At 32.8% G+C, this 11,630-nt stretch carries 20 protein-coding genes; 17 read left to right on the top strand and 3 right to left on the bottom strand.

Annotation, left to right across the window (positions count from 1 at the left end; genetic code table 11):
• The first annotated feature begins 1 nt into the window (after position 1).
• The 4 genes from HMPREF1222_RS07480 to HMPREF1222_RS13415 all read left to right on the top strand — a co-directional run bounded on the left by HMPREF1222_RS07480 (position 2) and on the right by HMPREF1222_RS13415 (position 2,927).
• A complete protein-coding gene (locus HMPREF1222_RS07480; protein ID WP_016518894.1) occupies positions 2–1,102 on the top strand; it encodes a DUF262 domain-containing protein in 1,101 nt (366 codons plus the stop codon).
• Between the two features lie 2 nt (positions 1,103–1,104).
• Positions 1,105–1,785, top strand: coding sequence for an MAE_28990/MAE_18760 family HEPN-like nuclease (locus HMPREF1222_RS07475; RefSeq protein WP_016518893.1), 681 nt, complete (start codon positions 1,105–1,107; stop codon positions 1,783–1,785).
• Between the two features lie 151 nt (positions 1,786–1,936).
• Positions 1,937–2,779: a DNA-methyltransferase gene (locus HMPREF1222_RS07470; RefSeq protein ID WP_016518892.1), complete on the top strand. Its 843-nt coding sequence runs from the start codon at positions 1,937–1,939 to the stop codon at positions 2,777–2,779.
• Positions 2,772–2,927: a PmeII family type II restriction endonuclease gene (locus HMPREF1222_RS13415; RefSeq protein ID WP_016518891.1), complete on the top strand. Its 156-nt coding sequence runs from the start codon at positions 2,772–2,774 to the stop codon at positions 2,925–2,927. The genes HMPREF1222_RS07470 and HMPREF1222_RS13415 overlap by 8 nt, the downstream gene beginning before the upstream one ends.
• Positions 2,928–2,964: 37 nt before the next feature.
• Here HMPREF1222_RS13415 and HMPREF1222_RS13150 read toward each other — a convergent pair whose 3' ends face one another.
• From HMPREF1222_RS13150 to HMPREF1222_RS07455, 3 genes are read right to left on the bottom strand one after another with little or no spacing between them, the layout of a single operon-like run.
• Positions 2,965–3,201 (bottom strand): IS3 family transposase, encoded by a 237-nt coding sequence (locus HMPREF1222_RS13150; RefSeq protein WP_244870132.1) that lies wholly within the window; start codon positions 3,199–3,201, stop codon positions 2,965–2,967.
• 21 nt (positions 3,202–3,222) lie between these two features.
• Positions 3,223–3,837, bottom strand: a complete 615-nt coding sequence (locus tag HMPREF1222_RS12765) for an IS3 family transposase (RefSeq protein WP_280452056.1) — start codon at positions 3,835–3,837, stop codon at positions 3,223–3,225.
• A 23-nt stretch (positions 3,838–3,860) separates the two neighbouring features.
• On the bottom strand, positions 3,861–4,133 hold the full coding sequence (locus HMPREF1222_RS07455) for a transposase (protein WP_016518889.1): 273 nt from the start codon (positions 4,131–4,133) through the stop codon (positions 3,861–3,863).
• Positions 4,134–4,179: 46 nt separating this feature from the next.
• On the opposite strand from HMPREF1222_RS07455, the gene HMPREF1222_RS07450 reads away from it, so the two are divergent.
• From HMPREF1222_RS07450 to HMPREF1222_RS07385, 13 genes are all read left to right on the top strand, one after another.
• On the top strand, positions 4,180–4,785 hold the full coding sequence (locus HMPREF1222_RS07450) for a PmeII family type II restriction endonuclease (RefSeq protein WP_016518888.1): 606 nt from the start codon (positions 4,180–4,182) through the stop codon (positions 4,783–4,785).
• Positions 4,786–5,023: 238 nt separating this feature from the next.
• On the top strand, positions 5,024–5,605 hold the full coding sequence (locus tag HMPREF1222_RS07445; protein ID WP_016518887.1) for a hypothetical protein: 582 nt from the start codon (positions 5,024–5,026) through the stop codon (positions 5,603–5,605).
• A 688-nt stretch (positions 5,606–6,293) separates the two neighbouring features.
• Positions 6,294–6,539: a type II toxin-antitoxin system prevent-host-death family antitoxin gene (locus tag HMPREF1222_RS07440; protein WP_002690260.1), complete on the top strand. Its 246-nt coding sequence runs from the start codon at positions 6,294–6,296 to the stop codon at positions 6,537–6,539.
• Positions 6,540–6,860 carry a type II toxin-antitoxin system RelE/ParE family toxin gene (locus tag HMPREF1222_RS07435; RefSeq protein WP_016518886.1) on the top strand — a complete coding sequence of 107 codons (321 nt, stop codon included), beginning with the start codon at positions 6,540–6,542 and terminating at the stop codon, positions 6,858–6,860.
• Positions 6,861–6,917: 57 nt separating this feature from the next.
• A complete protein-coding gene (locus HMPREF1222_RS07430; protein ID WP_016518885.1) occupies positions 6,918–7,136 on the top strand; it encodes a hypothetical protein in 219 nt (72 codons plus the stop codon).
• Between the two features lie 165 nt (positions 7,137–7,301).
• On the top strand, positions 7,302–7,634 hold the full coding sequence (locus HMPREF1222_RS07425; protein WP_016518884.1) for a hypothetical protein: 333 nt from the start codon (positions 7,302–7,304) through the stop codon (positions 7,632–7,634).
• 110 nt (positions 7,635–7,744) lie between these two features.
• The gene (locus HMPREF1222_RS07420; protein WP_016518883.1) at positions 7,745–8,017 is read left to right on the top strand and encodes a transposase; all 273 of its coding nucleotides are present in this window, start codon (positions 7,745–7,747) and stop codon (positions 8,015–8,017) included.
• A 62-nt stretch (positions 8,018–8,079) separates the two neighbouring features.
• Positions 8,080–8,313 (top strand): IS3 family transposase, encoded by a 234-nt coding sequence (locus tag HMPREF1222_RS07415; RefSeq protein WP_016518882.1) that lies wholly within the window; start codon positions 8,080–8,082, stop codon positions 8,311–8,313.
• Positions 8,314–8,573: 260 nt separating this feature from the next.
• The gene (locus tag HMPREF1222_RS07410; RefSeq protein ID WP_016518881.1) at positions 8,574–8,954 is read left to right on the top strand and encodes a type II toxin-antitoxin system RelE/ParE family toxin; all 381 of its coding nucleotides are present in this window, start codon (positions 8,574–8,576) and stop codon (positions 8,952–8,954) included.
• Complete coding sequence (locus HMPREF1222_RS07405) at positions 8,923–9,228, top strand: helix-turn-helix domain-containing protein (protein WP_016518880.1); 306 nt, start codon at positions 8,923–8,925, stop codon at positions 9,226–9,228. The genes HMPREF1222_RS07410 and HMPREF1222_RS07405 overlap by 32 nt, the downstream gene beginning before the upstream one ends.
• A gap of 412 nt (positions 9,229–9,640) precedes the next feature.
• The gene (locus tag HMPREF1222_RS07400; protein ID WP_016518878.1) at positions 9,641–9,889 is read left to right on the top strand and encodes an AbrB/MazE/SpoVT family DNA-binding domain-containing protein; all 249 of its coding nucleotides are present in this window, start codon (positions 9,641–9,643) and stop codon (positions 9,887–9,889) included.
• 399 nt (positions 9,890–10,288) lie between these two features.
• On the top strand, positions 10,289–10,618 hold the full coding sequence (locus HMPREF1222_RS07390; protein WP_016518877.1) for a hypothetical protein: 330 nt from the start codon (positions 10,289–10,291) through the stop codon (positions 10,616–10,618).
• A 374-nt stretch (positions 10,619–10,992) separates the two neighbouring features.
• Positions 10,993–11,487 carry a hypothetical protein gene (locus HMPREF1222_RS07385; protein WP_016518876.1) on the top strand — a complete coding sequence of 165 codons (495 nt, stop codon included), beginning with the start codon at positions 10,993–10,995 and terminating at the stop codon, positions 11,485–11,487.
• Positions 11,488–11,630 lie beyond the last annotated feature (143 nt).

The raw sequence follows: 11,630 nt of genomic DNA, 5'->3' as shown, positions 1-11,630 counted from the left end.
TATGTCATTACAACAAGAAATTGAGGAAAAAGCAAGTAAAATATTTCGTGATTCATACCAAATGTCTATAGGGGAATTACTTAACTTATATAGAGACGGCGAGCTAGATATCCATCCTGAATTTCAACGTGTTTTTCGGTGGAATGATTTTCAAAAAACAAAACTAATAGAATCAATTATGCTCAATATTCCAATCCCTCCCATCTTTGTCAGTCAAAATGAAAAAGGCATTTGGGATGTAGTAGATGGGGTGCAGCGTCTTTCAACAATATTCCAATTTGTTGGGTTATTAAAAAATGAAGAAGGAAAGAAAATTGAAAATCTAAAATTATTACCGACCGATTACTTACCGTCTTTTGATTCTGTTCAATGGGAAACAGAGAATGAAAAAGAATCATTTACTGCAGAACAAAGATTATTTTTTAAACGTTCTCGTATTGATGTAAACATTGTAAAAAAGGAAAGTGATCCAAATACAAAATATGAATTATTTCAACGTTTAAATACAGGCGGAAGCTTTTTAAGTGATCAGGAAGTTCGAAGTTGTTTAATGATTATGACAAATCATGATTACTATAACTTTATTGTAAAACTTTCGAAAAATCCTGATTTTAATAATACGGTCCCGATTACAGATAGAAAAATAGATGAGCAGTATTTATTAGAATTGATATTGAGATTGCTTGTTCCTGCTGTATTGGACGATAACAAAATAAATGCATACCAAGAAATTTCAGATTTATTAGATAAAATGACAATAAAATTATGTAAAGAAAATAGTAATAAGGGAGAAATAGAAGAAGCATTTAGTAAAACATTTAAATTACTTAACGAGACCGAAGGTGAAGGTGTATTTAAAACATTCAAAGACGGGCGTCACTCAGGACCTTTTCTTACGGCTGCTTATCAAGGAATTGCATATGGGGTATTCTGTAATATTAGCAACATAGGAAAGTTATCCAATAATAAAAAATGGCTTTCAGAAAAAATTTCGAATTTCTATAAAGAAGATACTTTTACGAAAAATATGAAACCTGGCACTAAATCTGTTCCAAGATTTAAAGATTTATCGAACTTCGGAAAGGTATTTTTCCGTCCATAAAAATGAATTTAGAACAATTGCAAGATAAAATAGATAGAATAATCGCTTGGAGAAAAAAAGAACTCAGCTACTTATTAGAAAATGCGGAAACCTCAAAGGGGTTTTCTCAATCTGTTGCTATACGGACTGGATATGTTCTAACGTATGCACACTTTGAAGGAGCGATAAAAGAGTTAGCAACATTATATATACAATATGTTTCCAGTCAAAAAATCGAATTAAATAAGCTTACAATGAATTTCATGCTCATAAGTATAAAAGAACATGATTTAAAACTTTTATCAGAAACAACTAAAATTAAATCACGAGCGAAAGTAATTGAAGATATTTTAAATTTAAGGAAATCAAAAGAAATTCCATATAAAAAAATAATTAATACAGAAAGTAATTTAAAAGCTGAAGTCTTTCAAAATATCTTAAATACTATAAATTTTGAAGAATCAAAATATGAATTGAATTATAAGTTTATAGATACAGTATTATTAAATACAAGAAATAATATTGCTCATGGTAGTGTCTTGGAAAGAACTTGTGATATAGAGCAATTTAAAGAATGCTGCTCAAAAGTACATAAACTAATTACTGATTTTTCGGAAGATGTGTACAATTATGCAGTAGAAAAAAAATATATGAGTATAGTTGAAAAAAAAAGTAATTGCGGTGAAGTAAGCAGAGTTAGCTAACACCCGCTTCAACCTGACATTGCGGACAAGCCGCAAATGCAGGTTAAGCGAATGTTAGATGGACATTGCTTACGCAATGCATTTTTTGGATTACTGTACTAATTATCGTTTTTTGTGTAAAATCACATAAAGGATTTATTTATAAGATACTATGATAGCAACAAATATATTATCAGGAGATTGTCTTGAAAAACTAAAAGAATTACCCAACTCTTCTGTAGATCTTATTATTACCTCTCCCCCTTATGCCGATCAGAGGAAAAATACTTATGGCGGTATAAAACCGGAGAAATATGTATCATGGTTTCTTCCGATTGCAGCGGAGCTTTTTAGAGTTTTGAAAAATGATGGCACTTTCATTCTCAATATAAAAGAAAAAGTACAAAACGGGGAACGTAGTACGTATGTTCTTGAATTAATTTTGGAAATGAAAAGGCAAGGTTGGTTATGGACAGAAGAATTTATTTGGCATAAAAAAAACTGTTATCCAGGAAAATGGCCGAATAGGTTTAGAGATGCATGGGAACGTTTGTTACAATTCAATAAAATAAAAAAATTTAATATGTATCAAGAAGCCGTAATGGTTCCTATGGGAGATTGGGCAAAAAATAGGCTTAAAAATTTATCGGAAGTAGATAAAATTAGGGACAATTCAAAAGTTGGCAGCGGTTTCGGAAAAAATATTTCAAATTGGCTTGAAAGAGATATGGCATATCCGACTAATGTTCTTCATTTAGCCACTGAATGCGGTAACAAAAACCATAGTGCTGCATTTCCTGAAAGTTTGCCTGAATGGTTTATAAAATTATTTACTCAAGAATATGACACGGTTTTAGATCCTTTTATGGGATCTGGTACGACGGTCTTTGTTGCAAACCGTATGAATCGTCATGCGATAGGGATTGATATTGTAGATGAATATTGTAGGAAGGTACAAAAGCAAATTAATCAACAAGAAATGATGTTATTTGAAGGTCAGGTTAACTATGGGTAATTTGAACATAGATGATGTAAGAATGTATGTTGAAAAGCATATTGGTGATTTTCATAAAAAAAGAATCAGCAGTTTGGATAATCTAAAACTATCGACAGTCTTAAAAAGAAAAAATCCGTATCTTTTTAAAGCAAAAAATATGGAATAGTCAATATTAGTACAGTGCCTAAATACCCCAAATGTATTTAAGCAGCACTTTTTTTAGCTGCTGTTTTCCTGTATACCAGTGGAGGTAAGCCATCAGGATTTACCGTCGTTACACGCTTGGTGTTGTAATAAGCAAACGTGTATCTCCAGACGATTGTCTTGACTTCCTCCACGGTCAGTTTTGTCGTATCAAGCTGGTATATCTTTTCCTTTTTCAGCGTCGCAAACCAGCTTTCCATCCGGGCATTATCCCAGCATTTGCCAACTCCGCTCATACTCTGGACAGCGTGCAGCTGTCAGAGCGTCTTTTTGTACTCGCCGCTTGTATACTGGCTTCCAGAGTCACTATGAATTATCGCTCCACTTGGTATATCAAAATTCTTGTATGCCTCCGTTATCGTTTTTATACATAGTTCCTTTTTCATGTTTGTGTCCATTACAAGAGAAATGATCTCTCCATTATAGCAGCCAAAAAGCGGCGACACATACAGTTTTCCGTCCTTGCACAGTATCTGCGTGATATCCGTTAGCAGTTTTCTCAAAGGTTCTTGTGCTCTAAAGTCTTGCTTGATGATATTCTGCGGTCTCAGAGCCTTTTTGTCGGCTTTTGTAAGACCGTCAGGGCTTTTTCTGCCTTCATGCAGCAGATTTCCTCGTGCCATCACTCGTCTTACTGTCGACAATGAACGCTTAATGCCCCGTTGTTCAAGTGCTATCTGCATACGCCTCACTCCATAGTTCTTGTTTTCTTCATCCTCTTCAAGAATCTCATGCATTTGAGCGAGCAGTTTCTGCCATGCTTTCACCTTTTTCCTGTTTCTCTTCCATTTATAAAAACCACTTTCGCTGACCGAAAGAATAGCGCACAGCATCCGTGCTGAAAACTGCTTTTCAGCACTACGGTGATGGATGTAAGCGAAAAGACCATCCTTTTCTATTTCTTCCGGTCTTGAACGAAAAAACTGAGTGCATCCTTGAGTATCTCATTTGCACTTTTAAGCTCGGCTATTTCTTTCTTGAGGCGGCTGTTCTCTCTTTGAATATCAGCATCTGTACTTTTTCCTTCTTTGTTTTTCTTTACCCGCTGTTTTCTCCAGCCCGCTAATGTTCCGTAGTTCACATTAAGCTGTTCACATGCCTTCTTGACTCCGATCTCGTCCGACAGCTTCAATGCCTCGATTTTAAAGTTCTCATCGTACCGTTTCATTGCCCTTCCTCCTCTCTTTTTCGGCAATTTTGGCACTGCACTTTTATTGTATCACTCCAATATTTTAACTGCTGAACAGATTGTATGCGGATTTTTAAATGCTCATATTTCTTCAAATGAAGAAACGATATTTGGTGATTGGCTTGAAGGTTTTGCACTCTTTATTAACTCTAAAGTGTACGGTGGTTATAAATCCGGTATACAAGGTATTGATCTTGAATTTGATTATAACAATACACGTTATATTGTCAGTATAAAATCGGGGCCCAATTGGGGTAACAGTTCTCAAATTAAGAAAATGATTACCGATTTTAAAACAGCTAAAAAAACATTACGGACAAGTAATTCTCAACTACATATTGTAGCAGTGAACGGTTGCTGTTACGGTAAAGAAAAGAATTATGATAAAGGTGATTATTTTAAGTACTGCGGTCAACAATTTTGGGAGTTTATTTCAGGAGATGAAAATTTATATATTGATATCATTGAACCGTTAGGATTTAAAGCAAAAGAAAAGAGCGATGAGTTTATGCAGTCATATACACAGATGATAAATAAATTCACTGGAGAATTTATTCAAAACTATTGTTTATCTTCCGGTGAAATCGACTGGAATAAAATAATAAAATTTAATTCTGCAAGAGAAACATAAAAATGGTTATCAACTAACACCCGCTTCAACGCTGACATTTGTTTTGTCACGAAAGTTGCTTGGACGGTCGCGGCTGTTGCAGCTCCCTTTTAATGCAACTTTCGTGCCAACTTTGCTGCCGCTATACGCGTCAGCAAAGGCACAAATGCAGGTTAAGCGAATGTTAGACGGATGCCTTTGACGCAAAAATAAATTAATAAATATAAAGTTTGTAATATTATTAATATAAGGATTAGATATGAATATTATTAAGGTCAGGAGAATAAAGCGAAATACTTTTGAGGTAATAATTAATACTCTTATTGCAATTACGATTTTAATATTTATTATTTTTCTACTTGCATCAATTAAGGAGTTAATAGGATATTTGAATGCATCTCTTGAAAAGCTTGATCCAACTATTTCTGCTGTTATTTATGGAGGAATAATTACATTAATTGCTTCGGCATTATTACAGATTCTTACAAGGTACCTTGATAAAACTAAAGAAATAGAATTGGCTATTCATCAAAAACAAACTGAAGTATATCAAGAATTAATTAAAGGTTTAATTGATCTGATTGCAATCGGACATAAAAATCCAGAAACTGTTTTATCAGAAGCAATAAGAATTTTAACTGAGTGGACACCTAAAGCTATGGCTTGGGCTTCAGAAGATGTTTTGATCGAATGGATTGAATTAAGAAATAATGTTACTAATTTAACACCCTTGGATGTAATTAGTGAAACTGAAAATTTAATATGTAACATGCGTTCTGAATTAGGATTAAAAGTTGGAAAAATAAAAAAAATTGGATTGATGAAGATGATAATAAAATAAATTTTTAAATATATTTTTAAGGGCTTCAATCGAACACCCGCTTCAACGCTGACATTTGTTGTGTCACGAAAGTTGCTTGGACGGTCGCCTGCGGCTCCCTTTTTTATGCAACTTTCGCGCCAACTTTGCCGCCGCTATACGCGTCAGCAAAGCCACAAATGCAGGTTAAGCGAATGTTAGACCGATGCCTTACGGCACGATAAACTGTACCTTTGAAAAATGGTGTATATTTTTGTAAATTAAAGCCTAAAACCCAAATTAATAGCTTAGGCTCTTTGAGTAAACGATGTTTCACCATACTGACTAATTAAGTAAGAAAAACAAACTTTTATCTAAGAATCTTAAAACTTATTAAGGAAATTAACGAAATATAAGTCCTTCGGACGGTCATGGAGAGGCTTTTATTCACAATTAGTAAAATATATGAGAGTCAGGGATTCCACATTATAAATAAAAACCTATGAAATTTATGTTCTAAATCATCGAAACAGCTCTACGCTTGAAGATATAAAGCCATTTTACGATTAAAAGCTTTGTTTTTTTGTTACGTATAGCAATGGGTTCACTGCATTTTATCTGCAAAAGCTTATAATACGAAATTCTTGATATGAATGTTTAATCCACTTGACATTTTATAAGTATTTTAAGATAATTATTTCGTAAAATATTACGAATATTAGAGGTATGTATGATTGCGATAAAACCTGTTTCCGATTTGCGTAATTATAATGAAGTTTTGCAGGATGTTGCTGATGAATCTCCGGTTTTTCTTACTAAAAATGGCAGGGGGTGTTATGCGGTAATTTCCATAAGAGATTACGAAAAATTGACGGCTACGAAAACTCTTTTTTCTGAATTGAAGAAAGGTGAAGAATCTGCTTTGCAAAACGGATGGCTGGACACAACACAAGTCAGAAAAATGGCAGGACTTTGAATGTTTGAGATAAAGATTGCTCCGCAAGCGGCAGCAGATTTACTTGAAATTAAAGATTATATAGAGAATGAACTTCAAAATCCCATTGCTGCACATAATACCATTTCAAAAATTATAGAAACTTATGAAAATCTGACGACTTTTCAAAATGTAGGGATACCTGTGGAAAAATATGTTTCGTTTCCTACCGATTATAAGTTTGTGCTTGCAAATAATTATTCAATATTTTATAGAATTGAAGACGAAGTTGTAAGAATTGTAAGGATTTTGTATTCAAGAAGAGATTTTGTTCGTGTTTTGTTTGGTGAGAAGAGTAAATAGCGGAACCGACTTATAACATTTATTTAGATCGAAAAATCAATTTATAGGAGATAGGTTATGTTTTTAAACGTAAAAGGTTGCGATTCTTTCGAGCTGGCATATGGACATCGAGCTCCAACTCAAATGTCAATAAAAAAAGAAGATGTTATATCCTTTATAAAGCTTAATCGGGGAGATGAATATAAAACCGGCTTGTCTGTAAGATCAGGAAACAGAGCTTCAAGATCTATTTATATCACTGAAGAGTTTGATTCATTTGTAGCAAAGATGAGCTAATTAGCAATTACCTATGAAGGCTCTAAGAAAAATCTATTTTCTTAGAGCCTTTTTTCTCTTTTTGAATTTAATTGGAGAATCAGAGCAATGTTAATCGTAAAAAATAATATTTAGCTAACTTATCAACTGAATATTATTTTAAAAGAATATATAAGGAGAAGCAAAATGACAAAAGTTGAAATTCAATCAGTACAGTATGAAAAATCTGATACAATTGAGATACAAGGAACCAGTGCTGATATCAAATATTATCTACGCAATGGCTATTTCATCAAAGAAGAAAGGAATGGATACTGGGTACTTAATAAATCTTCTCGAGTATTAGCAGAAATAATTATTAATAATAAGCCTGTTTTACAAAACATAAAACACGAAATATTGAATTATTATAATCGTGATAGAATTTCACAAAATCTTGTTCAAAAATTCGCAAATGACTTAGAAGCAGGAGTTGTTAGCTTATATAGCGATTCAAATGGTGGATTTGCTATATCATAAGACATACTTAAAGAAATAAATATTAAGAAATTATATTAATATATTAGAAAATGGAGTAATACAATAAAAGTGCAGTGCCAAAATTGCCGAAAAAGAGAGGAGGAAGGGCAATGAAACGGTACGATGAGAACTTTAAAATCGAGGCATTGAAGCTGTCGGACGAGATCGGAGTCAAGAAGGTGTGTGAACAGCTTAATGTGAACTACGGAACATTAGCAGGCTGGAGAAAGCAGCGGGTGAAGAAAAACAAAGAAGGAAAAACTACAAATGCTGACATTCAAAAGGAGATCATCAGGCTCAAAAAAGAAATAGCTGAGCTTAAAAGCGCGAATGAGATACTCAAGGATGCGTTCAGTTTTTTCGTGCAAGACCGGAAGAAATAGAAAAGGATGGTCTTTTCGCTTACATCCAGCATCGGAGTGCTGAAAAGCAGTTTTCAGCACGGATGCTGTGCGCTATTCTTCCGGTCAGCGAAAGTGGTTTTTATAAATGGAAGCAGAATAGGAAAAAGGTGAAAGCATGGCAGAAACTGCTCGCTCAAATGCATGAGATTCTCGATGAGGATGAAGAAAACAAGAACTATGGGGTCAGGCGTATGCAGATAGCACTTGAACAACGGGGTATTAAGCGTTCATTGTCGACGGTAAGACGAGTGATGGTACGAGGAAATCTGGTATGATACGCAAAATGATACGTACTATTCATCTGAAACCTTTAATGAAATGGATGAGATGTCAGACATTTATAATGTAGACACACCAGAAGATTTGGAAGATGCATATGGTGATGATTTGTAATAAAAAAATCTATAAGAAACAAACTAAAAACACTTAGAAATTTTAAATTTCTTACCGTATGGCGGACTAACTCAGACTATCCGACAGTCAAGTCCGCCATTTTTTATTGACAAATATTCACTTTAGTTCATATAATGTGAGTATGTGGAATATAGGTTCATCAGATGAATATGATTATTGGTTTCTGTCTTTGGATGATGAAAGTAAAGAAGCTGTATTGCAACGAGTGCTTTTGCTAAGGCAATACGGTCCGAATCTTCCGCATCCTTATGCAGATGTTCTCCATGGTTCAAAGAACTATAAGAACCTAAAAGAGCTACGTAATCAGACACGGAATCATCTTTTGAGAGTTGCTTATTATTTTGATTCTAAAAGAAATGCCTTTCTACTTACTGGTGGAGATAAAAAGGGGAAGGATCAGAATAAATTTTATAAGGATTTAATTGCAGAATCCGAAATAATAATCGATAAACACGAAAGGGAGTTGGAAAATGAAAGATGCAATAAAAATGATGGAAAATAATATGCCCGCAGAAGCCATAAGACGCGCTCATATTAAAGCTGAACAAGATAGTATGTCAATCCGTCTTGCAAAACTCCGTGAAGAACAGGATATAAAGCAGTCTGAAATGTCTAATTTTACACAGTCCTCTATTTCAAAAATTGAAAAAAGAAAAGATATAAAAATTTCTACTTTGATAGATTATCTTGATAGTCTTGGAATGGGATTGGAAATAATTACCTATTCAAAACTTGCTGTTTCGAATAACCAGGAGAAAGTTTTGTTGAAAGTATAATAAAACCTAACACCCGATTCAACCTGACATTGCGGACGAGCCGCAAATGCAGGTTAAGCGGCAGTTAGGTTGACCTGTCTACGGCAGGCAGGTGCGGAACCGACCTATAACATTTATTTCTATCTAAAAATAAATATTTATAGGAGATGTGTTATGTCTGATATGACAAATGACTTCATTCTAGACATTGATCTGGATACCCCTTTTGGAGACATCCATATTCATTATGATGATGACGATGAGAAGGACGATGATAATGACTAGGTAAGTCTATTTAACACTGTATGATTATATTTATATATAAGATGTAATCATACAGTGCTTACCTTGTGTAAAGTTAAATTGCAAGAGGTATTGACAGAAAATACTTAATTTGTGCATAGTATGGGTAAGGAAAGTAAGGAGCTCTTTTATGGAACTTGCAAAAGTAACCTCAAAAGGTCAGATTACCATTCCTCTTACGATAAGAAATTTGCTTGGATTAAAAACCGGCGATAAAGTCTTTTTTGAAGAATGTAGAGGAAAAGTTTATATTAGAAACGCTTCTCAAATAACTCTATCAAATGTTCAAGATCAAATGCAAGGAGAAGCAGAAAAAGCAGGATTTCAAATAGAAGAGGATGTTATTACTTATATCAAGGAATTAAGGGAAGCACGTTGAGAGTTTTCGTAGATACAAATATCGTTATTTTTGCGATACTTTTTCCTAACGGTAAAACGGCTCAAATTTTTCTCATTTGCCTGTGCAAAGTTAATTACAAGTAATTTAATTGAACAACTGAAAATTAAATTTCAAAACAAAAAATTCTATGTATATTTTGATTGTAATTTTAAAGAGCATATTATAATAAGATTTCATCAAATTTGGAAAAATGAAGAACCGTATTATGATGTAAAGGATTTTCCTAATATGGAAGTCTATAAAATTGGAATAAAATAATTAATTGTAGTTTAGGGGTAGGACGGGGAAGCGGTTATATTTATTTTTGTAAATAAAAAACTTATTCTTGTAAAAATACTAAAAATCGGATCAATCCCGATTTTAATTAAAGGATATGAAATGAATAAAAATACAATTGGAAAACTGATTTTAATTGGAATTAGGTATTACAATAACAATAATGAATTGTTGGAACAATATCAGACAAGTGGAATCATAGAATCTATTACTGAAAAAGAAATTAAAATAAAAAGAGAAAATTACAAAGAATTATTTACAATTCCAAATGATGATAGAGCTATTATAGAAGCAAAACCCGGTGACTATAGAGAAAGGCAAAGTGGCAAAGTAATTAAAAATCCAGATTATATATCACAATGGACAGTTACTGGAAACGGCAGTAAAGAGAATATTGATAATTATAAAGAAAAAGGATTTGAATTAAAGTAATACACATAACAGAGGTTCGTAGCCGACAACGCAGGCAAGCTGCGTTGCAGTTTAAAACGATGTTGAACGGACGCTTCGCGAGAGGTTAAATAAAATTAACAACATATTTATCAAAATTTATTTATTAATTGATATTTAATATACTTAGAAAACGAAATAGCTTACCTAGGAGGATTTTACCAATCAATTCAATGATAACTGGATTGACTGATGATTATGAATAACTATTAGAGACATTATAAGGCTATATAAGTATTTAAAAAATAGAAAATAATATATGAAGGGGATGAATAGTTTTATGGCTTATGCCGTACTTAGTTGTATGCTCAGGCATAAATTGCAATTAATTTATTAGAATTGAGGCAAAATAATTAATGTTTAGTAGTATCATATTAGAATCTGTAAAAGAATATATACCAAATAGTTATATCGAAAATAATGAAAAATATGATTTTATTGTCGGTAGCAAAGTTAAGAAAAAACTCGTTTTCAAAATTATTCATAACTATATTTTTATATTTTCGAGGATAAAGGATAATAATTTTTCATTGTTAATACATGAAATATCTGAAAAAATAAAGAATATAAAAGGAAAAATTTGCATTATTTATATTTATGATTTTGACTTGGTGGAAGAAAATAATAAATTTTTATTTTTTATTAAAAAATGTAAAAGAGTTAATAGTTTTATAAGAATAAATAGAAGGAATGGACAGGTGTATTTTTCAGCGAATAAAAATATAGAAAATAAAATATGTTCTGAAAGATATGTATTTCTCTTAAATGAATACAAACTTGCAATTAAAAATATCTGGCAGAATGAACTAAATAATTTTTATGATATCTGTTTTGAAATTGGAAAGAAATAATGTAATAAGCCTAACACCCGCTTCAACCTGACATTGCGGACAAGCCGCAAATGCAGGTCAAGCGAATGTTAGGTTGATCTGCCTAAAGGCAGGCAGCTGCGGAATCAATCAAGGCATCTCGTCGACAAAAAATAAAAATAATT

The sequence above is a fragment of the Treponema vincentii F0403 genome, from assembly GCF_000412995.1.
In the GTDB taxonomy this organism is placed as follows: domain Bacteria; phylum Spirochaetota; class Spirochaetia; order Treponematales; family Treponemataceae; genus Treponema; species Treponema vincentii.
Note: the sequence above shows the minus strand (reverse complement) of the source record. Positions and strands in the feature narration are given on the sequence as shown.

What these genes read in the sequence shown, in the direction of transcription:
- HMPREF1222_RS07480 (WP_016518894.1), top strand. Translation starts at nt 2, where the DNA reads ATGTCATTACAACAAGAAATTGAGGAAAAAGCAAGTAAAATATTTCGT.
- HMPREF1222_RS07475 (WP_016518893.1), top strand. Translation starts at nt 1,105, where the DNA reads ATGAATTTAGAACAATTGCAAGATAAAATAGATAGAATAATCGCTTGG.
- HMPREF1222_RS07470 (WP_016518892.1), top strand. Translation starts at nt 1,937, where the DNA reads ATGATAGCAACAAATATATTATCAGGAGATTGTCTTGAAAAACTAAAA.
- HMPREF1222_RS13415 (WP_016518891.1), top strand. Translation starts at nt 2,772, where the DNA reads ATGGGTAATTTGAACATAGATGATGTAAGAATGTATGTTGAAAAGCAT.
- HMPREF1222_RS13150 (WP_244870132.1), bottom strand. Translation starts at nt 3,201, where the DNA reads ATGAGCGGAGTTGGCAAATGCTGGGATAATGCCCGGATGGAAAGCTGG.
- HMPREF1222_RS07455 (WP_016518889.1), bottom strand. Translation starts at nt 4,133, where the DNA reads ATGAAACGGTACGATGAGAACTTTAAAATCGAGGCATTGAAGCTGTCG.
- HMPREF1222_RS07445 (WP_016518887.1), top strand. Translation starts at nt 5,024, where the DNA reads ATGAATATTATTAAGGTCAGGAGAATAAAGCGAAATACTTTTGAGGTA.
- HMPREF1222_RS07440 (WP_002690260.1), top strand. Translation starts at nt 6,294, where the DNA reads ATGATTGCGATAAAACCTGTTTCCGATTTGCGTAATTATAATGAAGTT.
- HMPREF1222_RS07435 (WP_016518886.1), top strand. Translation starts at nt 6,540, where the DNA reads ATGTTTGAGATAAAGATTGCTCCGCAAGCGGCAGCAGATTTACTTGAA.
- HMPREF1222_RS07430 (WP_016518885.1), top strand. Translation starts at nt 6,918, where the DNA reads ATGTTTTTAAACGTAAAAGGTTGCGATTCTTTCGAGCTGGCATATGGA.
- HMPREF1222_RS07425 (WP_016518884.1), top strand. Translation starts at nt 7,302, where the DNA reads ATGACAAAAGTTGAAATTCAATCAGTACAGTATGAAAAATCTGATACA.
- HMPREF1222_RS07420 (WP_016518883.1), top strand. Translation starts at nt 7,745, where the DNA reads ATGAAACGGTACGATGAGAACTTTAAAATCGAGGCATTGAAGCTGTCG.
- HMPREF1222_RS07415 (WP_016518882.1), top strand. Translation starts at nt 8,080, where the DNA reads ATGCTGTGCGCTATTCTTCCGGTCAGCGAAAGTGGTTTTTATAAATGG.
- HMPREF1222_RS07410 (WP_016518881.1), top strand. Translation starts at nt 8,574, where the DNA reads ATGTGGAATATAGGTTCATCAGATGAATATGATTATTGGTTTCTGTCT.
- HMPREF1222_RS07405 (WP_016518880.1), top strand. Translation starts at nt 8,923, where the DNA reads ATGAAAGATGCAATAAAAATGATGGAAAATAATATGCCCGCAGAAGCC.
- HMPREF1222_RS07400 (WP_016518878.1), top strand. Translation starts at nt 9,641, where the DNA reads ATGGAACTTGCAAAAGTAACCTCAAAAGGTCAGATTACCATTCCTCTT.
- HMPREF1222_RS07390 (WP_016518877.1), top strand. Translation starts at nt 10,289, where the DNA reads ATGAATAAAAATACAATTGGAAAACTGATTTTAATTGGAATTAGGTAT.
- HMPREF1222_RS07385 (WP_016518876.1), top strand. Translation starts at nt 10,993, where the DNA reads ATGTTTAGTAGTATCATATTAGAATCTGTAAAAGAATATATACCAAAT.